We start from the raw sequence: 21,267 nt of genomic DNA, 5'->3' as shown, positions 1-21,267 counted from the left end.
CTGCGGCACGGTCAGGAGTTCTTGAGGACGATCTGGTAGACGACGTTGCCGGCGTCGCGGCAGCGGTCGATCGCCTTCTCCAGCAACTCGAACAGGTCCTTCAACAGCAGGATGCGGATCGGCTCGTGGCGGCCGCCGTAGAGATCGCGGTACAGCTCGAGCAGCAGGCGGTCGGCCTCGTTCTCGATCGCCTGCAGGCGGTCGTTGAGCGCGCTCATCGCCTCGAGGTTCATGCCCTTGCGCAACTGCGCGACCATCTGGCGGATGACGTCGGCGGCCTTCTCGAGCAGCGCGGCGCGCGTACCGAAGTCGATGTCGCCGAGGCGGTCGGCGGCCAGCGAATAGCGCTCGGCGAACTTGGAAATGGACTTGGTGATCTTGTTGAGCGCCGCCGACAAGGCCTCGATGTCTTCGCGGTCGAGCGCGGTCACGAAGGTATTGACGAGTTCCCTGCTGATCTGCGCGGTGAGGTCCTTCTCGCGCTTGCGCGCGAGGGTGAACTCGTCGAGCGAGATCGCCGGCTGGCGCGTCGCGAGCATCTTGACGAGCGCAGCGGCGGAATCACGCGCCGCGTCCGCGCTGGCCTCGAGCAGGCCGTAGAACTTGTCGCCCTTGCCGAAAATCGTCTGCAGCGAAAACATGGGGGATGGGTATCCTGTGGTCGTCGCGCCGGTACCGCGCGAGCGGCGCGTATGTTACCGCACGGCTTCCGGATCGTGTCAGGGCGCCGCGCGAGCGCGCGCCGGCGCGTCGTTGCTACACTCGGTCGTGACCGTGCCCGCCGGCGCGGGCGGCGCCTCGCGGGGCGCCGCGCATTACGGTTCCGGGCGTCGGCGACGACTCCCGGCCACCCTGGGGACAACCGGCCCGGATGCTGATCGAATTCCTGCTCGTCGTCGTGCTCGCGCTCTGCAACGGCTTCTTCGCGCTCAGCGAAATGGCGCTCATGACCGCGCGCCAGAGCCGCCTCAAGCAGCTCGCGCGCGAGAGCCGGCGCGCGCAGGCGGCGCTCGACCTCGTGCAGCAACCGGAAGGCTTCCTCGCGACCGTGCAGGTGTTCATCACCCTGCTGCAGATCAGCGCCGGTGCCGCGCTCGGCGCCGGCATCGGCGATCGCATCGGCCTCGCCCTCGACGCGTTCGACCTGCCCCTGCTCGATACCTATGCCCTTGCGATCGGCGTGTCGCTCAGTGTCGCCGGCATCACGTTCCTCAACATGCTGCTCGGCGAACTCGCGCCCAAGCGCATCGCGCTCGTCGACCCGGAGAAGTTCGCGATCGCGGTCGCGCTGCCGATGCGCGCGATGGCATGGCTCGCCGCTCCGTTCACCTTCGTGCTGATCGGACTGACGCGCTGGCTGCTGCGCCTGCTGCGCATGGACCGCGTCAGCCGCGGCAACGTCAGCGAAGAGGAGATCCGCCTGCTCGTCGCCGAAGGCGCGGACCAAGGGGTGATCGACAGCGACGAGCGCAACATGGTCAATCGCGTGCTGCGCCTGGGCGACCGCAGCGCCGACAGCGTGATGACGCCGCGCACGCGCATCGCCTGGCTCGATGCCGACGCGCCGCTCGAGGAAAACCTCGCGACGATGCGCGAAACGCCCTATTCGCGCTATCCGGTCTGCCGCGGCGGCCTGCAGGAGGTACTCGGCGTGCTCGAGACCAAGCGCGTGATCGGCCGCCTCGCGCGCCCGCTCGCGGGCGACCTGTTCGAGCAATTGCGCGAACCGCTTTACGTGCCCGCGACCGCACGCGCGCTCGACCTGCTCGAGGAATTCCGCGACGCGGAGCTGCCGATGGCGCTCGTCGTCGACGAATACGGCGAGATCGACGGGCTCGTCACGCTCAACGACGTGCTGTCGGCCGTGCTCGGCAAGGCGGCGGCCGCGCCGTCGACGGGTCCTGCCGAGTACCCGATCGTGCAGCGCGAGGACGGCAGCTGGCTCGTCGACGGGAGCGTCGCCATCGACGACCTGCGCGAGTTGCTCGGCTTGTCCGAGTTGCCCGACGAGGAAGAGCACGAGTACCGCACCGCCGCCGGCATGGTCATGGCGCGCTTCGGTCGCATACCGCAGGCAGGCGAGCATTTCAGCTGGAGCGGCTTCCGTTTCGAAGTCGTCGACCTCGACGGCGCGCGCATCGACAAGCTGCTCATCTCGCGCGTCGAGGAAGCACCGCCATCACAAGGCGTACGCGCCTAAGACGGTGCGCGCGGAGCGCGTGCCGCGGCGCCTCTCCGATCTCGCGAGGGAAGCGGCGGGACTCGCGCTGCGCGCTCGGCCCGCCCTGCGGGCTTACCCCGGCCCCGCGCGTCGCGCATTCCCGGCCATGCGCGTCGCGTCGGCGAGGATGCCGTGCAGCACGCGCAACTCGCGCGCGTCGGGTGCCGCGCGCAGGAATATGCGGCGCAGTCGTTGCAGGATGCGCTCGGGCGAACGCCCCTTGTGGAAATCGATCGCGTCGAGCGTACGCGCGAGGTGCGCGAAGAACTGCTCCATCTCGGCCGCGTCCGCACGCGCGTCGCCGCGCACGGGCGCCGCGTCCGCCTGCCGCTCGAGCCAGGCCATGCGCAGTTCCCAGGCGACGACCTGCACGGCTTGGGCGAGGTTCAGCGAGGAATAGGTCGGATCGGCCGGAATCGTGATTCCGGCATGGCAATGCTTGATCTCGTCATTGTCGAGGCCGGAACGCTCGTTGCCGAACAGCAGGGCCACCCGGTGGCCCGCGAGTGCCGCGGCGAGCACGCGCTGCGCGGCCGCGCGCGGATCGAGTTCCTCGAGCACGACGCCGCGTCGGCGCGCGGTCGCGCCGAGCACGAGGCGGCAGTCGGCGATCGCCTCGGGCAACGTCCCATGGACCGCGGCCGCGTCGACGACATCGCCCGCGCCCGCCGCGAGCGCGGTCGCCTCCGGATGCGGGAACGATTCGGGTGCGACCAGCGCGAACCGGTGCAACCCCATCGTGCGGATCGCGCGCGCGGCCGAGCCGATGTTGCCCGGATGGGAGGTGCGGACGAGGACGAAGCGGACGAGGTCGAGCGGCGATGTCACGGCGTTGTCGTTCGAAAAATGCGGTCGGGCCGATCGCGTTCCGCCCGGCACGACCGCGAACGATCGCATGAAAGGCGCCCGATCTGCTACCCTAGTCCGCTTGCGCGGTGCCGCCGCGACCGTTCTTTCCCACGCCGTCCAGCGAAACAGCCATGCCCAGACCCGCCGTCAACGTGGCGGTGCGCGCCGCGCGCGCCGCCGGCCAGATCATCCTGCGCTACATGAACCGCCTGGACAGCCTCGAGGTGATCGCCAAGCAACGCCACGACTACGTGTCGGAGGTCGACAAGCTCGCCGAGGCGGAAATCATACGCGAACTGCGCCGCGCCTATCCGCGCGACGCGACCCTCGGCGAGGAGTCGGGGCAGATCGGCAACTCGCGCAACGTCTGGGCGATCGACCCGCTCGACGGCACCCACAACTACCTGCGCGGAATCCCGCATTTCTGCGTGTCGATCGCGCTGCTCGAAGCCGGTGAGCCGGTGGTCGGCGTCATCTACGATCCGCTGCGCGACGAGTTGTTCACCGCGAGCAAGGGCGACGGTGCCTATCTCAACGACCGCCGCATCCGCGTCGGCAAGCGCGACGGTCTCGGCGGTGCATTGCTCGTGACCGGCTTCCCGTACCGCCAGCGACGCCATCTCGATGCACAGCTCGGCATGACACGCGCGCTGCTCGCCGAAGCAGAGGACATCCGCCGCACCGGTTCGGCCGCGCTCGACCTCGCCTACGTCGCCGCCGGCCGCCTCGACGGCTACTTCGAGATCGGCCTGTACCCCTGGGACATGGCCGCCGGCTGCCTGCTCGTGCGCGAGGCAGGCGGCCGCTACTGCGACTTCACCGGCCGTGACGGCATCCCCGAAACCGGCAACCTCGTCGCCGGCAACGTCCACGTCGCGAACGCGATGGTCAAGGCCATGGCGCCCGAAGTGACGCCGGTGCTCGCGCGCTGAAAGCGCGCTGCGCACACCCGGTCGACCGCGATCGGACGTGCCGGCCTAGCATTCGCGCGTCCGGCCTGCGCATGAACACCGCAAGCCAAGCGCATGCGGCATGCCCAGCCAAAGCAGAAGACCGAAGCACGAAGAACACGAAAGGAACCGCGCTTTTCCTCGATGGCTCGACGTTGCGCTCCAGACCGGATGAGCGCGCGCGGTACCACGCCACGACTCGAGCGTGCTGTTCTTCGAAAGTGCGGCCAGGGATGGCCGCTTCTGGACTCTCATGCGGCGAAGCACATGTGCTGCGCGCGGAATCCATCGTGCCGCGATCATGGACGATCGCAAAACAAACCGCGAAAAAAAAAGCCCGGCTCGCGCCGGGCTTTTTCGTGTCGCGTGAAGCGAACCCTTCTTACGGATTCTCGACCTTCAGCTCGGTACGGCGGTTGCGCGCACGGCCTTCCTTCGTCGAGTTGGTGTCGATCGGCTGGGTCTCGCCGAAGCCCTTGACCGCCGTGATGCGGCTGGCATCGATACCATGCGAGGTCAGGTAGTCCGCGACGATCTGCGCGCGGCGCTCCGACAGGCCCTGGTTGTACGCGTCGGTGCCGACGGAGTCGGTGTGGCCGTCGAGTTCGACCTTGATCTCCGGATAGCGGTTCAGCGCGTCGACCGCCTGGTCGAGGATCGCGATGGAATCGGAGGTCGGGACCGCGAGGGTCGGATCGATGTTGTGCTCACCCTTCTTCGGACGGTCGAACTTGAAGTTCACGCCGCGCAGGTCGATCACGACCTTCTGCGGGCAGCCATCCGGGCCGACGATCGTGCCCGACGGCGTATCCGCGCAACGGTCGTCACAGTTGTTGACGCCGTCATGGTCGTCGTCGAGCGAGTGGCAATCCGGCGCCGGGGGCGGCGTGACCGGAGCGGCCGGAGCAGCCGCAGCGGCGTGGCCGAAGCTGTAGACGAGGCCGACGCTGGCGATGCCGTCGACGTAGCCGGTCTTGTGCGAGACGTTGTAGCCGAGCGCGTCGGACAGGTTGCCGCGCGTGTTGTTGTCGCGGTCCCAACGCGCCGCGAGTTCACCGCGGATCGCGACGTTCTCCGACAGGTTGTACTGGATGCCGCCGCCGACGGTGGCCATCGGATCCCAGCCGTGCGGATCGTAGCCCTGGCCATCGAGCAGGTAGCCCGAATAGGCGGCATGACGCAGCGCGCCGATGCCGGCCATCACGTACGGACGCCACTGCGCGCCCTCGTCACCGAAGAACCAGCGGCCGCTGACGCCGAGGCCCACGCTTTCCCACTCGTGGTGGGCGCGCCAGGCGTCGTTCTCGAACTCGGCATTGTTCATGGTGTATTCGAAATCGACTGCGAAGTGCGGGTTCACCCACACGCCGACGCCGACGCCGCCCCACACGGACGTATCGGTCATGCGGTCGCTGTCGGAGAAATTCGCGCCGATGCGCGGAGCGATGTACCAGTTGCCGAAATCCTGCGCGTGCACGGCAGCGCTGCCGCCGACGAGCGCCAGGGCGATGAGCGCACTAAGGGCATTACGTTTCATTCTGGAGGACTCCTCTCTCGTTTTGGTATCAACGCGTGCCCGCCCAATGTCCGCAGGACGCTCACACTCCTTTCCCTAGTCTACGCCAAATCCATGACGGGGAAACGAGCGCTTAACACTTTAGCATGGGCGCAGGGCTGCGGCGGCAGTGTAGCCATATCAAGGGGCTGCGCCAACGCTATTGTGAAGATGCCGTTAAGGCTTCGCTCAGTTGGCGCAAAATGCAAACGTCGGTCGCCCCGGCGAGGCACGGCGTTCAGCTCCGGGGACTACGCCTCAGCAGCGGCGTGGGTTTCATCGGGAACGCGTACGGCGCCCTCCATGAGGACGCGTGCGCTGCGGCTCATGACCGCCTTGGTGACCACCCAGGCGCCACCGACCTCGCGCGCCTGCGCACCGACGCGCAAGGTGCCCGACGGGTGGCCGAAGCGCACCGCCTCGCGCTTGCCGCCGCCCGCGACCCGGTTGACGAGCGTGCCGGGCACCGCCGCGGCGGTGGCGATCGCGACCGCCGCCGTACCCATCATCGCGGGGTGCAGCTTGCCCATCGAGATCGCACGCGCGAGCAGGTCGATGTCGGCCGCGCGGACCGGCTTGCCGCTCGAGGCGACGTAATCGGCCGGCGGGGCCACGAATGCCACCTTCGGCGTGAGCGGGCGCGCGGCCGCCTTCGAGACGTCGTCGATGAGACCCAGGCGCACGGCGCGGGCCGCACGGATCGCCTCGAGCGTGGCCAGGAGCGAAGGATTCTCGTTGATCGCCGGCTGCAACTCCGTGCCGGCGCAGCCGAGCGCGGCGGCCTCGACGAACACCATCGGCACGCCGGCGTTGATCAGGGTCGCTTCGAACGTTCCGACGCCCGCGACCTCGAGCTGGTCGACGGCCCGGCCGGTCGGGAACATCGCACCGCCGTCGTCGCCTTCGTCGGCAGGGTCGAGGAACTCGAGCTGGATCTCGGCCGCGGGAAACGCGACGCCGTCCAGCTCGAAGTCGCCGGTTTCCTGCACCTCCCCGTCGCGCATCGGTACGTGCGCGATGATCGTCTTGCCGATGTTGGCCTGCCAGATGCGCACCGTGCAGAGTCCGTCGCGCGGCACGCGCGACGCGTCGACGAAGCCGTTGGCGATCGCGAATGGCCCGACCGCCGAGGACAGGTTGCCGCAGTTGCCGCTCCAATCGATGAAGTCGCCGTCGATCGGCACCTGGCCATACAGGTAGTCGACGTCGTGATCCGGTACGGAAGCTCTCGAGATGATCACGACCTTGCTCGTGCTCGACGTCGCGCCGCCCATGCCGTCGGTGTGCTTGCCGTAGGGGTCGGGCGACCCGATCACGCGCACGAGCAGCGCATCGCGCGCCGGCCCGCGCACCTGTGCGAATGCGGGGAGGTCCTGCAGGCGGAAGAACACGCCCTTCGACGTGCCGCCACGCATGTAGGTGGCGGGAATGCGGAGCTGCGCTAGCGTGGACATCGATCGTGGACCCGTGTCGCTGGCCGGCGCGACGCCGGCATGGAGGAGAAAACGCGCGGCTCAGGCCGCGCGCGTCGATTCGAGGAAGTCCTGCGCGAAGCGCTGCAGCACGCCGCCCGCTTCGTAGATTGCGACTTCTTCGGCGGTGTCGAGGCGACAGGTCACCGGCACCTCCACGCGCTCGCCGCTGCGCCGGTGCACGACCAGTGTCAACGTCGCGCGCGGCGTGCGCGCACCGACGACGTCATAGGTCTCGGTGCCGTCGAGCGCGAGCGTCTTGCGATCCGTGCCCGTCTCGAATTCGAGAGGGAGCACGCCCATGCCGATGAGGTTGGTGCGATGGATGCGCTCGAAGCCTTCGGCGACGATCGCCTCGACGCCGGCGAGGCGCACGCCCTTGGCGGCCCAGTCACGCGAGCTGCCCTGGCCATAGTCGGCACCGGCGATGATGATCAGCGGCTGGCCTCGCTCCATGTAGGTCTCGATCGCTTCCCACATGCGCATGACCTTGCCGTCGGGTTCGACGCGCGCGAGCGAACCCTGCTGCACCGCGCCGTCGACGACCGCCATTTCGTTGATGAGTTTGGGGTTGGCGAACGTCGCGCGCTGCGCGGTGAGGTGGTCGCCGCGGTGCGTCGCGTACGAATTGAAGTCCTCTTCCGGCAAACCCATCTTGGCGAGGTACTCGCCCGCCGCACTGTCGGGCAGGATCGCATTCGACGGCGACAGGTGGTCGGTCGTGATGTTGTCGCCGAGCAGCGCAAGCGGACGCAGCCCGCGCAGGGTACGTTCGCCGGCGAGCGCGCCTTCCCAGTACGGTGGACGGCGGATGTAGGTACTCTGCGGGCGCCAGTCGTACAGCGGTGTCGCGGCGTCACCGTGTTCGACCGCGATCCTGAACATCGGCTCGTACACGCGGCGGAACTGCGCGGGCTTCACGTGCTCGCGCACGATCGCATCGATCTCGGCGTCGTCCGGCCAGATGTCGGCGAGGCGCACGGGCTTGCCGCCGGCGTCGTGGCCGAGCACGTCCTTCTCGATGTCGAGGCGGATCGTGCCCGCGATCGCATACGCGATCACCAGCGGCGGCGAGGCGAGGAACGCCTGCTTCGCGTACGGATGGATGCGGCCGTCGAAATTGCGGTTGCCCGACAGCACCGCGGTCGCGTAGAGGTCGCGCTCGACGATTTCCTGCTGGATCTTCGGATCGAGCGCACCGCTCATGCCGTTGCAGGTCGTGCAGGCGAACGCGACGATGCCGAACCCGAGCTTCTCCAGTTCGGGCAGGAGGCCGGCTTCCTCGAGGTAGAGCTGCACCGCCTTGGAACCCGGCGCGAGCGAGGTCTTCACCCACGGCTTGCGCACGAGGCCCTTCGCGTTCGCGTTGCGCGCGAGCAGCGCCGCGGCGATCACGTTGCGGGGGTTGGACGTGTTCGTGCAGCTCGTGATCGCGGCGATGATGACCGCCCCGTCCGGCAGCAGGCCTTGCGCTTCCTGCGCGCGCGCACCGTCGAGGTTCGCGGCGATGCCGCGCTCGGCGAGCGCCGACGTCGGCAGTCGCCGGTGCGGGTTGGATGGGCCGGCCATGTTGCGCGCGACGCCGGAGAGGTCGAAGTGGAGCGTGCGCTCGTAGCGCGCGGTCGCGAGCGCATCGACCCAGAGGCCTGCGGCCTTCGCGTAGGTTTCGACCAGGCGCACCTGCTCGTCGCTGCGACCGGTGAGGCGCAGGTAATCGAGCGTCTGTTCGTCGATGAAGAACATCGCCGCGGTCGCGCCATACTCGGGCGCCATGTTGGAGATCGTCGCGCGATCGCCGACGGTGAGCGCCGCTGCGCCTTCGCCGCGGAACTCGAGGTAGGCACCGACGACCTTTTCCTTGCGCAGGAATTCGGTCAGCGCGAGCACGACGTCGGTCGCGGTGATGCCCGGCTGCGGCTTGCCCGAGAGTTCGACGCCGACGATGTCCGGCAGGCGCATCCACGACGCGCGGCCCAGCATGACGTTCTCCGCCTCGAGGCCGCCGACGCCGACCGCGATCACGCCGAGCGCATCGACATGCGGCGTATGGCTGTCGGTGCCGACGCAGGTGTCGGGATAGGCGACGCCCGCCTCGACGCCGATCACCGGCGACATCTTCTCCAGGTTGATCTGGTGCATGATGCCGTTGCCGGGCGGGATCACGTCGACGTTGCGGAAGGCCCTCTTCGTCCAGTCGATGAAGTGAAAGCGGTCCTCGTTGCGGCGGTCTTCGATCGCGCGGTTCTTCGCGAATGCGCCCGGGTCGTAGCCGCCGCATTCGACGGCGAGCGAATGGTCGACGATGAGCTGCACCGGCACGACCGGGTTCACCTTGGCCGGATCGCCGCCCTGCTCCGCGATCGCATCGCGCAGGCCGGCGAGATCGACGAGCGCGGTCTGGCCGAGGATGTCGTGGCAGACGACGCGCGCGGGGAACCACGGGAAGTCGAGATCGCGACGGCGGCCGACCAGCTGGCCGAGATACGCGTCGAGCTTGTCCGGTTCGGCGCGGCGCACGAGGTTTTCGGCATGCACGCGCGCAGTGTAAGGCAGCGTGGCCCAGGCGCCGGGTTCGATCGCGTCGACGGCGGCGCGCGCATCGAAATAGTCGAGCGAGGTGCCCGGCAGCGGCTTGCGGAATCGGGTGTTCATGGCGATGTCGTGGTGGCGGTCGGCGGGAGGCGGTGGACGGCACGCCGGCGTCGCGCGGCGCGGCACGACCGGGATGCGACGACGGCGACCGCGTCCGTCGCAGCCTTCCCGGAACGCCTATTGTGCCAGACGGCGCGCGCGCGGTCGGCGCGGCGCGTGTCCGCGACGGCTGCGGCAGCCCTTGGAAATGCGGGCGCGAGGCTCCCGCTTCAACGCTCGTGGGCGCCGATATCCATCGCCGCGCCGGCGATGCGCGGACGACCCGTGTAGTCGAGCAGGCCGGCGAGCCCACCATCGGGTGCGCTGCACGCGTCGATCACCGGCGAGCCGGTGGCGACGCGCAGATCGAACACGGCGAGGTCGAGGAACATCGGATCGGCGAACGGCGAATGCGCGTCCTGCGCGGATCCCGCACGCCACGCCGCGAGAGTGGCGTAGTCGGTGCCACGCCAGGTCCAGCTCGCCCCCGCCGCACCCGCGTCGGTCCAGTAGAGATTGTGGTCGAACACCGCCGGCACCGCGGTGTCGCTGGTGTAGGCGTAGACGAGCACGCCGGCAGGCCCCGCGTACAACACGTTGTCGACGACAAGGTTGTCGCTCGCGTGGTACTGGACCTGCAGCTCACCCGAGCCCGTGCCCTGCACGTCGTTGCGCAACAGGGTATTGCCGATCACCGAGCAGTGCTCGGTGCCACCGACACCGGCCTCGTAGCCGCCGAGCGAGATGCCGCTCGAATTGCCCGAATGCACGATGTTCGAACGGGCGACGACATGGCTGGTCGTTCGTCCGGCGTGCTCGCTCGCAAGCTCGATGCCGAGGTCGACGTGGTGCACGAGGTTGCGTTCGATCGTGATGCGCGTGCCGCCGTCGACGTAGATGCCGTCGGCCGCGTACTCGTTGCCGTAGGCAGGGTTGCCGTACGAGCTGATGTCGTGGACCACGTTGCCGACGATCGTGCCGTCGCGCGCCTGGTCGTAGGCGGGGTCGGGCGCGACGCCCTCGAAGCCGATCGCGCCGATGCCGATATTGTTGGTGTGGTGCACGTGGTTGCCGCTGATCGTCCATTGCTCGACGTTGCCGTCGAGCGAGAACGATTCGCTGCAACCGAGCACGAGATGGTCGATCTCGTTGCCGGCGATCACGAGATGGTTGACCGACGCGGGGGCGCGCGTGCCGTCCACCTTGAGGCCGAACGCATTCGCGGCGCAGCCGTTCGCCGTCGTGCGGATGTCGTGAATGTGGTTGCCCAGCACGCGGACGTCGCTGCCCGCGCCGGTCACGTACAAGCCGATCGGCACCTTCGAGGTCGACGCGGTCGCATAATTGCGCAGCTCGAGGCCGGCCACGACGACATGGCTCGCGTCGACGAGCGTGACGAGGCCGTATTGGCCTCCGGGAATCGGCAGGCCCGCACCTTCGATGATCGGGGCTTCACCGGGTACCGCCTGCAACACGATCGGCCCGGCCGCCTCGGACCCCGAACGCGCGATCGTCACGAGCTCGTTGTAGACGCCCGCGTGCACGCAGATCGCATCGCCCGCGGCGACCGTGTCGACCGCATGCTGGATCGTCGCCCATGGCGACGCGGCGCTGCCTTCGGCACCGTCACTGCCCGCGGTGGAGACATGGTAGGCATGCAGCGGTGGCCGCTCGAACCCCGAGCCGAACACCGTGTCGCCCGTGCGTGCGCATTGAGCGGCCGCGAGCGGCACTACGCAGCATGGCACGAGTGCAGCCGCGAGCAGCGCCACGCAGCGGAGCGTGAGTCCGTAGATCATACGCATGCGCACCCGCCGACCGGAGGATGTCCGCACTATGCCAGCGCGCCGCCACCGCAGGCGCGTGGCCGATCACATTGCGCGAGTGCCGATGCGTTCTGCCAACCTCGTCAGGAACGAGGCTGCGACACGCGCGGCGGCGAAACATCGCGCTCCCACGGCGGCTCGGCGAACTGCTCGCAGAGGAAGTCGACGAAGGCGCGCACGCGCACCGGGACGAGCCGGCGCTGCGGCATCACCGCGTGGATGCCCGATTCGGCGAGCGTGTACGCCGGCAGCACCTGGCGCAGGCGGCCACTGCGCAGATCCTCGCAGACGTGCCAGGTCGAATGCAGGGCGATGCCGAGGCCGCCGACCGCGGCGTCGCGCAGAGCCTCGCCGAAATTGCACTCGAAGCGTCCACCGACGCGCACCGCGACTTCACGGCCGTTGCGGTCGCTCATGCGCCAGACGTCCTGGCGCCCCTGGCTGCCGACGAGCACGAGGCATTCATGCCGCTCGAGGTCGTCGGGCGCCCGCGGCACGCCGTGGCGGGCGAGATAATCGGGCGAGGCGCACAGCACGCGGCGGTTCGTCGCGATCTTGCGCGCGACAAGATTGGAATCCTCGAGTACGCCGATGCGCACGGCGAGGTCATAGCCCGAGCTCACCAGATCCTTCATGAGATCGCTGAGGTCGAGGTTGATGCGCACTTTGGGATAGCGCGCAAGGAATGCCGGCAGCAACGGCGAGAGGTACTGGCGGCCGAACGAGGCCGAGGCCGTCACGCGCAGGGTTCCCGAGGCCTCGCCGCCGCCGCGGCGCAGTTCGCCGGTGAGCGCTTCGAGATCGTCGACGAGCGCGCGCCCGCGTTCGGCGAGCGCGGTGCCTTCGGCGGTCGGATGCAGACGCCGCGTGGTCCGGTGCAGCAGGCGCACGCCGAGTTGCTGCTCGAGACGCTTGAGGCGCTGGCTCGCCAATGCGACCGACAGATCGAGGCTGCGCGCGGCCGCACTGATCGAGCCGAGGTCGAGCACGCGCAGGAACAGGGCGATGTCGTCGAGGCGATCCATTTTCAATACTTTGGCGAAAGAGCTTGGCGATATCAAAGGTTTTTCATCGAGCGGGCCGGGCCTACGCTGCCATTCCGCCTTCGAACCCGAGCCGCCGATGTCCGCCCTGCCCGCCATGCCTTCCGCCCGCCCGCGCCTCCCGCTCGCGCTCTACGCGCTCACCGCGGGCGCGTTCGGCATCGGCACCACCGAGTTCGTGATCATGGGCCTGCTGCAGCAGGTCGCCGCCGACCTGCACGTGACGATCGCGAGCGCGGGCCTGCTGATCTCCGGCTACGCGCTCGGCGTGTTCTTCGGCGCGCCGCTGCTCACCGTCGCGACCGCGCGCATGCCGCGCAAGCACGTGCTGCTCGCGCTGATGCTCGTGTTCACGGTCGGCAACCTCGCCTGTGCACTCGCGCCGAACTACGCGCTGCTGATGGCCGCACGCGTCGTCACCTCGCTCGCACACGGCACGTTCTTCGGCGTCGGCGCGGTCGTCGCGGCCGGCCTCGTCGTGCCGGAGCGCCGCGCGTCGGCGATCTCGGTGATGTTCATGGGGCTCACCGTCGCGACCCTGCTCGGCGTGCCCGCGGGCGCGTGGCTCGGGCTGCAGCTCGGCTGGCGCGCGACGTTCTGGGCGGTAACCGCGATCGGTGCCGTCGCGAGCGCGATCGTGTTCGCCCTGGTGCCGGACGATGCGTCGGGGCAGGCGCTCGACGTACGCCGCGAGTTCGCCGCCGTGCGCAGCGCGCCGGTGCTGCTCGCCCTGCTCACCACGATGCTCGGTTTCGCCGGCGTGTTCACCGTCTACACCTACGTGCAACCGGCGCTGATCGACGTCGCCGGCTTCTCCGCCGCGTCCGTATCGCCGATCCTGCTCTTGTTCGGCGCCGGCATGATCGCCGGCAACCTGCTCGGCGGACGCCTCGCCGACCGCTCGCTGCGCGGCGCGCTCATCGGCACGCTCGCCGTGCTCGCGTTGGTCGAACTCGCCTTCGGCCTGGCGATCCATTCGCCAATCGCCGCTGCGATCGGCGTCGGACTGCTCGGCGCCGCCGCGTTCGCGATCGTTGCACCGCTGCAGGCGTCGGTGCTGCATGCGGCGCGCGGCGGCGAATCGCTCGCCTCGAGCCTCAACATCGGCGCGTTCAACTTCGGCAACGCATTCGGCGCCTGGCTCGGCGGCGTCGTCATCGACCACGGTGGCGGTCTCGCGGCACTCGGCCCAGTCGCCGCGCTCGTCACCTTCGCGGGGCTCGGCGTCGCCGCCTTCACCCATGCGCGCGAACGGCGCGCGACCGCTTCCACCGCGGCGCATACCCGCACGGCGCCGTGCAGCGCACACTGACCCCTGCATCCACTCTCGGAGGTTCGCAATGGAATACCGTCATCTCGGCCGCTCCGGCTTCAAGGTCCCGGTGCTCAGTTTCGGCACCGGCACGTTCGGCGGCGAAGGCAAGCTGTTCGGCGCATGGGGCAACACCGACGTCGCCGGCGCGAAGCGCCTCGTCGACATCTGCCTCGACGCCGGCCTCACGCTGTTCGACAGCGCCGACGTCTACTCGAGCGGCGCATCGGAATCGATCCTCGGCGCCGCGATCAAGGGCCGGCGCGACAAGGTCCTGATCTCGACCAAGGCGACATTCCGCAGCGGCGACGGTCCGAACGACGTCGGCTCCTCGCGCTTCCACCTCCTGCGCGCGATCGACGCCGCCCTGCAGCGCCTCGGCAGCGACTACATCGACCTGTTCCAGTTGCACGGCTTCGATGCGAAGACGCCGATCGAGGAAACCGTCTCCACGCTCGACGACCTCGTGCGCGCGGGCAAGATCCGCTATCTCGGCGTGTCGAACTTTTCCGGCTGGCACCTCATGAAGTCGCTCGCGGTCGCCGATCGCCATGGGTGGTCGCGCTACGTCGCCAACCAGACCTATTACTCGCTGATCGGTCGCGACTACGAGTGGGAACTCATGCCGCTCGGCCTCGACCAGGGCGTCGGCGCGATGGTGTGGAGCCCGCTCGGCTGGGGCCGCCTCACCGGCAAGATCCGCCGTGGTCGACCGCTGCCGGCGGACAGCCGCCTGCACGACAGCGCCGAGTTCGGGCCGCCGGTCGACGACGAGCAGCTGTACCGCGTCGTTGATGCGCTCGACGACATCGCCGCGCAGACCGGCAGGACGATCCCGCAGATCGCGATCAACTGGCTGCTGCAGCGGCCGACGGTGTCGAGCGTGATCATCGGCGCACGCGACGAAGGACAACTGAAGCAGAACCTCGGCGCGGTGGGCTGGAGCCTCACGCCGGAACAGATCGCCAGGCTCGACGAAGCGAGCCGCAAGACGACCGCATATCCGTATTACCCGTACTGGCACCAGGCCGGTTTCGCCGAGCGCAACCCGCCGCCGGTCTGAGCGGCGCTTCAGCGCGCGCCACGCGCGCGGCGCATCCGCGGCGGCGGCTTGGCCGCCGTGACGATCGCGTGCGCGCGCAGGCGCGGATCATCGCGCAGGTGCCCGTACAGGAAGTCGGCGAGTGCCTTGATGCGCGCGACGTGGCGCAGTTCCGGATGCGTGAGCAGCCACAACGGCGACGAGAACGGCGGTTCGACGGCGAAGAGTTGCACGAGCGACGCATCGGCCTGGTCGGCCGGCAGCAACGCGATGCCGAGGCCCGCGGCAGCGAGCGCGGCCATCGTGTTGAGGTCACCCGCGCGCGCCACGAAGCGTTCGTACGGATGCCGCGCGTGCAGCCAGGCGAACACCGGCAGGCGTGCGAAGCGCCGATCGGCCCCGATCAGCGCGTGCGCGGCGAGTTCATCGGTCGTGCGCGGGCGCCCGTGCCCGGAAAGGTAGTCACGACTCGCGCAGGCGAGCCACGGCAGGTCGACGACCTTGCGCCCGACGAGGTAGTCGGGCGGCTCCGTCGTCGCGCGCAACGCGAGGTCGGCCTCGCGGCGCGCGAGATCGAAGTCGCTGTCGGCGGCGGCGATTTCGACGCGGATATCCGGATGCAATGCACGGAACGCGGGCAGGTAGCGCGCGATGTAGTGGCTCGCGAGATTCGGCGCGGTCGTGATGCGCACGTCGCCGGACAGGCGGAAGTCGCTGCCGGCGACGGCGCGCTCGAGCGCATGGATCGACTGCTCGACCTGCTCGGCGTGCGCACGGATCGTCTCCCCCTGCGCGGTGAGCACGTACCCCTCGGGCAGGCGCTCGAACAGGCGTACGCCGAGCGCGTCCTCGAACGCCGCGAGGCGGCGGAAAACCGTCGAATGATTCACCGACAGGCTGCGCGCGGCCGCGGCGAGGTTGCCGCCGCGCGCGATCGCGAGCAGGTGGCGCAGGTCGTTCCAGTCGAACATGGCGTCGTGCTCCCCGGCCGTCGCCGGAAGCATCGCATCGGGCGTTGCGATATTGCAAACGAGAATTGCGATGTTTGCTGATTTACGTGCAGATCGGCAATCCATAGCGTGTGCGGACCGCCGGCCGTGCCGGCATCCACTGGAGATTGCGATGCAAGCATCTGCTGTCGGCGCCGCCCTGCTGCGCCTCGCTCTCGGCGTGCTGTTCCTGGCCCATGCCCTGCTCAAGCTCGTCGTGTTCACGCTGCCCGGTACCGTGGCCTGGTTCGAACAGCACGGCCTGCCCGGCCCGCTCGTCTACCCGGTGTTCGCGGCCGAATTGCTCGGCGGCCTCGCGCTGATCGCGGGCGTGTTCGTGCGCCCTGTCGCCGTCGTGCTCGGCCTCATCGCACTCGGCGCGATCCTGCCGCACGCGGCGAACGGCTGGGAGTTCGCCAACGAGGGCGGCGGCTGGGAATACCCGCTGTTCATCGCGCTCGTCTCGTTCGCGCAGGCGCTGCTCGGCCCGGGCGCATTCGCCGCCTTGCGCGGCGCGGCGACGGCGGCGACCTGATCCGCCGTTTCCTTCCACCCACGTCCTACGAGGAGTCATTCCATGCGTCTCTACTACGGTCCCGGCCTGTGCTCGCAGGCCTCGCACATCGCGCTGCGCGAAGCCGGTCTCGCGTTCGATCTCGTGAAGGTCGATCTCGCGGCCAAGCGCACCGAGGACGATCGCGATTTCCAGTCGATCAGCCCCGCCGGCTACGTGCCTGTGCTCGAAATCGAACCCGGCGTCGTGCTCACCGAAGGGCCGGCGATCCTGCAGTACATCGCCGACCGCGCACTCTCGAGCGGGCTTGCACCGGCGAACGGCAGTTTCGAGCGCTACCGGCTGCAAGCGTGGCTCAACTTCGTCACGAGCGAGCTGCACAAGGGTTATTCGCCGCTGTTCAAGCCGGACCCGCCGGCGGAGTACAAGCCGCAGGCACTCGCCCTGCTCGGCCGGCGCCTCGCGATCGTGGAGCAGGCACTCGCCGCGACGCCATTCCTGACCGGCGCCGGTTTCACGATCGCCGACGCGTACCTGTTCGTCGTGACCGGTTGGTCCGGTTTCGTCGGCCTCGACCTCACGCCGTTCCCGAACCTGCTCGCGTTCCGCGCGCGCGTCGCGGCGCGACCGATGGTCAAGGCCGCGCTCGCCGCGGAAGGGCTCGCGCGCTGAGTGGCTGGCGCGCCGCACGATGCTGCGGCGCGCATTCTCCACGGATCCTTGAGAATGATTCCGCGCGTGCCGCCTTTTTCACGGCGGCGCGCGCGCCTATCGTGGACAGACCCCGAAGCCGTGGAGAAAGCGCATGAAAGCCGTCGCCCTCACCCGCTACCTGCCGATCGACGATCCGCAGTCGCTCGTGGATGTCGAGCTGCCGCGCCCCGAGCCGCAGGGCCGCGACGTCCTCGTGCGCGTCGAAGCGGTATCGGTCAACCCGGTCGACACCAAGCTGCGAGCGCCCAAGCCCGGCGTCGAATCGCAACCGAAGGTGCTCGGCTACGACGCCGCCGGCGTGGTCGAGGCGAGCGGCGACGCGGTCACGCACATCCACGTCGGCGATGCGGTCTACTACGCGGGAGACGTCACGCGCGCGGGCAGCAATGCGCAGTACCAGCTCGTCGACGAGCGCCTCGTCGCGCGCAAGCCCGCCACGCTCGACTTCGCCGCGGCCGCGGCGCTCCCGCTCACCGCGATCACGGCGTGGGAGCTCCTGTTCCAGCGCATGCCGTTCGATGTCGACGACGGCGGCGCCGGCAAGTCGCTGCTGGTAATCGGCGGCGCGGGCGGGGTCGGGTCGATCGCGATCCAGCTCGCGCGGCGCGCCGGTTTCATCGTCATCGCGACCGCGTCGCGCGCGGAGACGATCGCGTGGTGCCGGCGACTGGGCGCGCACCACGTGATCGACCACCGCCGGCCGCTCGCGCCGCAGCTCGCCGCGCTCGGCTTCGAAGCGGTCGACGCCGCGATCAACCTCGCCGACACCGACCGCTACTGGGACGAACTCGGCACGCTCATCGCGCCGCAGGGACACGTCGGCCTCATCGTAGAACCCAGGGGCGCGCTGAAGATCGGCGATCCCTACAAGGCGAAGTGCATCGGCATCCACTGGGAAATGATGTTCGCGCGGCCGCGCTTCCGCACCGCGGACATGGCCGAGCAGGGCCGCATCCTCGAACGCGTGGCCGCGCTCGTCGACGCCGGCGAACTCGCCGGCACGCTCGGCGAGACGCTCTCGCCGATCGACGCGGCGAACCTGCGCGAGGCGCACCGCCGCCTGGAATCGGGCCAGACGATCGGGAAACTCGTGCTCTCCGGCTGGTGACGCGACGCGGGCTCGCGCGCGGGCGCGTCGTCGCCGACAATCGCGCGATGCCGCTCACGCTCGACCAGATGCTCGCGCTCGGCGCGTTCGACGGGGATTCCGCCGCCGCGCTGCATGCGCTGCACGCACACTTCGCAGCGACGCTGCCGGGCTGTTCGCTCGCGCTGTTTCAGGTGGCAGGCTACCCGGAAGGCCAATGCCGCCTCGCCGGGCTCGTCGACGACACCGGCGTCGAACGCGTCGCCAATGTCGACCCGCTCGGCCAGCAGGACCGCACGCCTCCGTTCGCCGATGCGCTCGCGGCGGCGTTGCTCGCGCGGCGTGAACCGCGCGTCGTCCATGTCGACGCTTTGCTCGCCGGCACGCCGCTCGCGCGGGCACTCGGCGCACCCGCGGCCGTGCTCGGCGTGCCCATCGCCAATGCCGGCGCCGTGCGCCATTGGCTCGCCTTCGGCAGCCACGCCGCCGGTCGCTTCGACGCATTGGACCTCGCCGCGACGCTCGCCGACGTGAACCTCGCCGCGAACCTCATCGTGCGCCCGCTCGCGACGCGTGCGCTGCGCGACGAGACGGTGCGCCAGCGCAAGGCCATCGAAGGCATCGCCGACGTGCAGCGCCTGCTGCTGCCGGACGACCCGGCCATCCGCGGCCTCGAATACGCGGCGCACTGGCAGCCGGCGGAGACGGCCGCCGGCGACTACTACGACCTCATGCCGCTCACCCAGTACGCGCCGCGGGATTTCGTCGACCCGGGCGCCGACATCTGGGCGCTCATGCTCGCCGACGTATCCGGCCACGGCGCGGCCGCCGCGATGGAAGCGGTGCAGTTCGATGCGATCCTGCGCACCTACGACGGCGACGAGGACGCCGGCCCCGCCGGCGCCCTCACCTACGCCAACCGCCATTTCTTTTCGCGGCGCAGCCGCGGCCATTTCCTCACCGCGTTCGCGCTGCTCTCTCGCCCGGACCTGCGCCGCGCGACCTTCGTCGACGCCGGCCACCCGCCGCTGCTGCAGCGGCGCGGCAACCGCATCCAGCGCCACGGCGCGGGTACGCAGATCCCGCTCGGCGTGCTGCGCGAACATGCCTGGCAGAACGAGAGTTTCGAGGTCGAATCCGGCGATATCCTCGTGCTCTATACCGACGGCGTGATCGAGGCACGCGACGCGAACCGCGAGCCGTTCGGCGAGGAGCGCCTCGCCGAACTCGTGCGCACGGGGCCCGAACCACCGGATGAGCTGCTCGCATTTCTGCGCCGGAAACTCGTCGCCCACCAGGGCGGCGTCATCGGCAGCGACGACCAGACACTCGTCGTGCTGCGCATCGCGCACTGAGTGATGGTCGCCGCGGCGACAGGCGCCGGGCGCTTGTCGGCGGCGCATATTCCGGGCATCTTCATACGATCGTTTGAATCCGCCAGGCCGCCCGTGCGCTATCCCTCCCTGTTCGCCCCGCTCGATCTCGGGTTCACGACCCTGCCGAACCGCGTGCTCATGGGCTCGATGCATACCGGACTCGAGGATCGCGCACGCGATTTCGACAAGCTCGCCGCGTATTTCGCCGAGCGCGCGCGCGGCGGCGTCGGCCTCATGGTCACCGGCGGCTTCGCGCCGAGCATCGCCGGATGGCTCACGCCGTTCGCGAGCCGCCTGTCGATGCCGTGGCAGGTCGCACCGCACCGGCGCATCACGCGCGCGGTCCACGCCGAAGGCGGTCGCATCTGCCTGCAGATCCTCCATGCGGGCCGCTACGCCTACCATCCCCTGTCGGTGGCGCCGTCGAAGGTGAAGTCGCCGATCACGCCGTTCACGCCGCGCGCGCTGTCGGCGCGCGGCGTCGAGCGCACGATCGCGGATTTCGTCGACTGCGCGCGCAAGGCGCGCGACGCCGGCTACGACGGCGTCGAGGTCATGGGTTCGGAAGGCTACCTCATCAACCAGTTCCTGACCGAGCGCACCAACCGGCGCGAGGACGAATGGGGCGGCAGCGTCGAGAATCGGCAGCGCTTCCCGGTCGAAAACATCCGGCGCATGCGCGCCGCGGTCGGCCACGACTTCATCATCATCTACCGACTCTCGATGCTCGACCTGGTCGAGCGCGGCCAGGCGTGGGACGAGATCGTCGCGCTCGCGAAGAAGATCGAAGCGGCCGGCGCGACGCTCATCAACACCGGCATCGGCTGGCACGAGGCGCGCGTGCCGACGATCGTGACGAGCGTGCCGCGCGCGGGCTTCGCGTGGGTCACGCGGCGCATGAAGGCGGAAGTGAAGATCCCGCTGGTCACCACCAACCGCATCAATATGCCGGAGGTCGCCGAACGCATCCTCGCCGATGGCGACGCCGACTTGGTATCGATGGCGCGCCCGCTGCTCGCCGACCCCGACTGGGTGCGCAAGGCGCGCGAGGATCGCGCCACCGACATCAACACCTGCATCGCCTGCAACCAGGCCTGCCTCGACCACGCCTTCGAGAACCGCAAGGCCTCCTGCCTGATGAACCCGCGCGCCGGTCGCGAGACCACGCTGCTGCTGACCCCGGTGGTGCGGCCGCGGCAGGTCGCGGTCGTCGGCGGCGGCCCGGCCGGCCTCAGCGCGGCGGTGTCGTTCGCCGAGCGCGGCGACCGGGTCACGCTGTTCGAGCAGCGCGAGGAGCTCGGTGGCCAGTTCCGGCTGGCGATGCGGATCCCCGGCAAGGAGGAGTTCGCCGAGGCGCTGCGCTACTTCCGTCGCCGCCTCGAGGTGCTCGGCGTCGACGTACGGCTCGGCACGAGGGCCACGGCGGCCGACCTCGCGGCGTACGACGAGGTGGTGGTCTCGACCGGCGTCGTGCCGCGCGTCCCGGACATCCCGGGGATCGACCACCCCAAGGTCGTCTCGTACGCCGCGCTGCTGGACGGCAGTGTCGAGGCCGGCCGGAGGGTCGCGGTGATCGGCGCCGGCGGCATCGGCGTGGACGTCGCGCACTTCCGCCCCCACGACCCCGCCGAGACCACCGAGGACTGGCTCGCGCACTGGGGTGTCGGTGACCCTGCGCTGCACCCC

At 69.5% G+C, this 21,267-nt stretch carries 17 protein-coding genes; 9 read left to right on the top strand and 8 right to left on the bottom strand.

The window, feature by feature from the left end:
- Positions 1–11: 11 nt before the first annotated feature.
- Positions 12–641: a DUF47 domain-containing protein gene (locus tag ACTHK2_RS03635; RefSeq protein WP_440244334.1), complete on the bottom strand. Its 630-nt coding sequence runs from the start codon at positions 639–641 to the stop codon at positions 12–14.
- A 230-nt stretch (positions 642–871) separates the two neighbouring features.
- On the opposite strand from ACTHK2_RS03635, the gene ACTHK2_RS03630 reads away from it, so the two are divergent.
- On the top strand, positions 872–2,200 hold the full coding sequence (locus ACTHK2_RS03630; RefSeq protein WP_440244333.1) for a hemolysin family protein: 1,329 nt from the start codon (positions 872–874) through the stop codon (positions 2,198–2,200).
- Positions 2,201–2,293: 93 nt separating this feature from the next.
- Here the strand turns inward: ACTHK2_RS03630 and ACTHK2_RS03625 are convergent, their stop codons facing one another.
- Positions 2,294–3,049, bottom strand: a complete 756-nt coding sequence (locus tag ACTHK2_RS03625) for an RNA methyltransferase (RefSeq protein WP_440244332.1) — start codon at positions 3,047–3,049, stop codon at positions 2,294–2,296.
- 152 nt (positions 3,050–3,201) lie between these two features.
- On the opposite strand from ACTHK2_RS03625, the gene ACTHK2_RS03620 reads away from it, so the two are divergent.
- A complete protein-coding gene (locus ACTHK2_RS03620) occupies positions 3,202–4,002 on the top strand; it encodes an inositol monophosphatase family protein (protein WP_440244331.1) in 801 nt (266 codons plus the stop codon).
- 400 nt (positions 4,003–4,402) lie between these two features.
- Here ACTHK2_RS03620 and ACTHK2_RS03615 read toward each other — a convergent pair whose 3' ends face one another.
- The 5 genes from ACTHK2_RS03615 to ACTHK2_RS03595 form a co-directional block, all read right to left on the bottom strand.
- Positions 4,403–5,557, bottom strand: a complete 1,155-nt coding sequence (locus tag ACTHK2_RS03615; RefSeq protein ID WP_440244330.1) for an OmpA family protein — start codon at positions 5,555–5,557, stop codon at positions 4,403–4,405.
- A gap of 269 nt (positions 5,558–5,826) precedes the next feature.
- A complete protein-coding gene (gene prpF / locus ACTHK2_RS03610; protein ID WP_440244329.1) occupies positions 5,827–7,029 on the bottom strand; it encodes a 2-methylaconitate cis-trans isomerase PrpF in 1,203 nt (400 codons plus the stop codon).
- 60 nt (positions 7,030–7,089) lie between these two features.
- Positions 7,090–9,699, bottom strand: coding sequence for a Fe/S-dependent 2-methylisocitrate dehydratase AcnD (acnD, locus tag ACTHK2_RS03605; protein ID WP_440244328.1), 2,610 nt, complete (start codon positions 9,697–9,699; stop codon positions 7,090–7,092).
- A 209-nt stretch (positions 9,700–9,908) separates the two neighbouring features.
- A complete protein-coding gene (locus tag ACTHK2_RS03600) occupies positions 9,909–11,483 on the bottom strand; it encodes a choice-of-anchor Q domain-containing protein (RefSeq protein ID WP_440244327.1) in 1,575 nt (524 codons plus the stop codon).
- A 104-nt stretch (positions 11,484–11,587) separates the two neighbouring features.
- Positions 11,588–12,529 (bottom strand): LysR family transcriptional regulator, encoded by a 942-nt coding sequence (locus tag ACTHK2_RS03595; protein WP_440244326.1) that lies wholly within the window; start codon positions 12,527–12,529, stop codon positions 11,588–11,590.
- A gap of 97 nt (positions 12,530–12,626) precedes the next feature.
- Here ACTHK2_RS03595 and ACTHK2_RS03590 point away from each other — a divergent pair, with 97 nt between their 5' ends.
- Together ACTHK2_RS03590 and ACTHK2_RS03585 are read left to right on the top strand one after the other, a co-directional pair.
- Entirely contained in the window at positions 12,627–13,859 is a 1,233-nt protein-coding gene (locus ACTHK2_RS03590; protein ID WP_440244325.1) for an MFS transporter, read from the top strand.
- A gap of 28 nt (positions 13,860–13,887) precedes the next feature.
- The gene (locus ACTHK2_RS03585) at positions 13,888–14,922 is read left to right on the top strand and encodes an aldo/keto reductase (RefSeq protein WP_440244324.1); all 1,035 of its coding nucleotides are present in this window, start codon (positions 13,888–13,890) and stop codon (positions 14,920–14,922) included.
- Positions 14,923–14,930: 8 nt separating this feature from the next.
- Here the strand turns inward: ACTHK2_RS03585 and ACTHK2_RS03580 are convergent, their stop codons facing one another.
- Positions 14,931–15,872: a LysR family transcriptional regulator gene (locus tag ACTHK2_RS03580; RefSeq protein WP_440244323.1), complete on the bottom strand. Its 942-nt coding sequence runs from the start codon at positions 15,870–15,872 to the stop codon at positions 14,931–14,933.
- A gap of 151 nt (positions 15,873–16,023) precedes the next feature.
- On the opposite strand from ACTHK2_RS03580, the gene ACTHK2_RS03575 reads away from it, so the two are divergent.
- The 5 genes from ACTHK2_RS03575 to ACTHK2_RS03555 form a co-directional block, all read left to right on the top strand.
- Positions 16,024–16,425, top strand: coding sequence for a DoxX family protein (locus ACTHK2_RS03575; protein WP_440244322.1), 402 nt, complete (start codon positions 16,024–16,026; stop codon positions 16,423–16,425).
- A gap of 42 nt (positions 16,426–16,467) precedes the next feature.
- Positions 16,468–17,076, top strand: a complete 609-nt coding sequence (gene gstA / locus ACTHK2_RS03570) for a glutathione transferase GstA (protein WP_440244321.1) — start codon at positions 16,468–16,470, stop codon at positions 17,074–17,076.
- Positions 17,077–17,209: 133 nt separating this feature from the next.
- Positions 17,210–18,226 (top strand): zinc-binding alcohol dehydrogenase family protein, encoded by a 1,017-nt coding sequence (locus ACTHK2_RS03565; RefSeq protein ID WP_440244320.1) that lies wholly within the window; start codon positions 17,210–17,212, stop codon positions 18,224–18,226.
- Positions 18,223–19,560 carry a PP2C family protein-serine/threonine phosphatase gene (locus ACTHK2_RS03560; RefSeq protein ID WP_440244319.1) on the top strand — a complete coding sequence of 446 codons (1,338 nt, stop codon included), beginning with the start codon at positions 18,223–18,225 and terminating at the stop codon, positions 19,558–19,560. Before ACTHK2_RS03565 ends, ACTHK2_RS03560 begins: the two co-directional genes overlap by 4 nt.
- Positions 19,561–19,653: 93 nt before the next feature.
- Positions 19,654–21,267 (top strand): FAD-dependent oxidoreductase (locus ACTHK2_RS03555; protein ID WP_440244318.1); only part of this gene is annotated, 1,614 nt, incomplete at its 3' end.

It is taken from the genome of Dokdonella sp. (assembly GCF_051958935.1).
Taxonomy (GTDB): domain Bacteria; phylum Pseudomonadota; class Gammaproteobacteria; order Xanthomonadales; family Rhodanobacteraceae; genus Dokdonella_A.
This window is presented reverse-complemented; position numbering and strand designations above follow the sequence as displayed.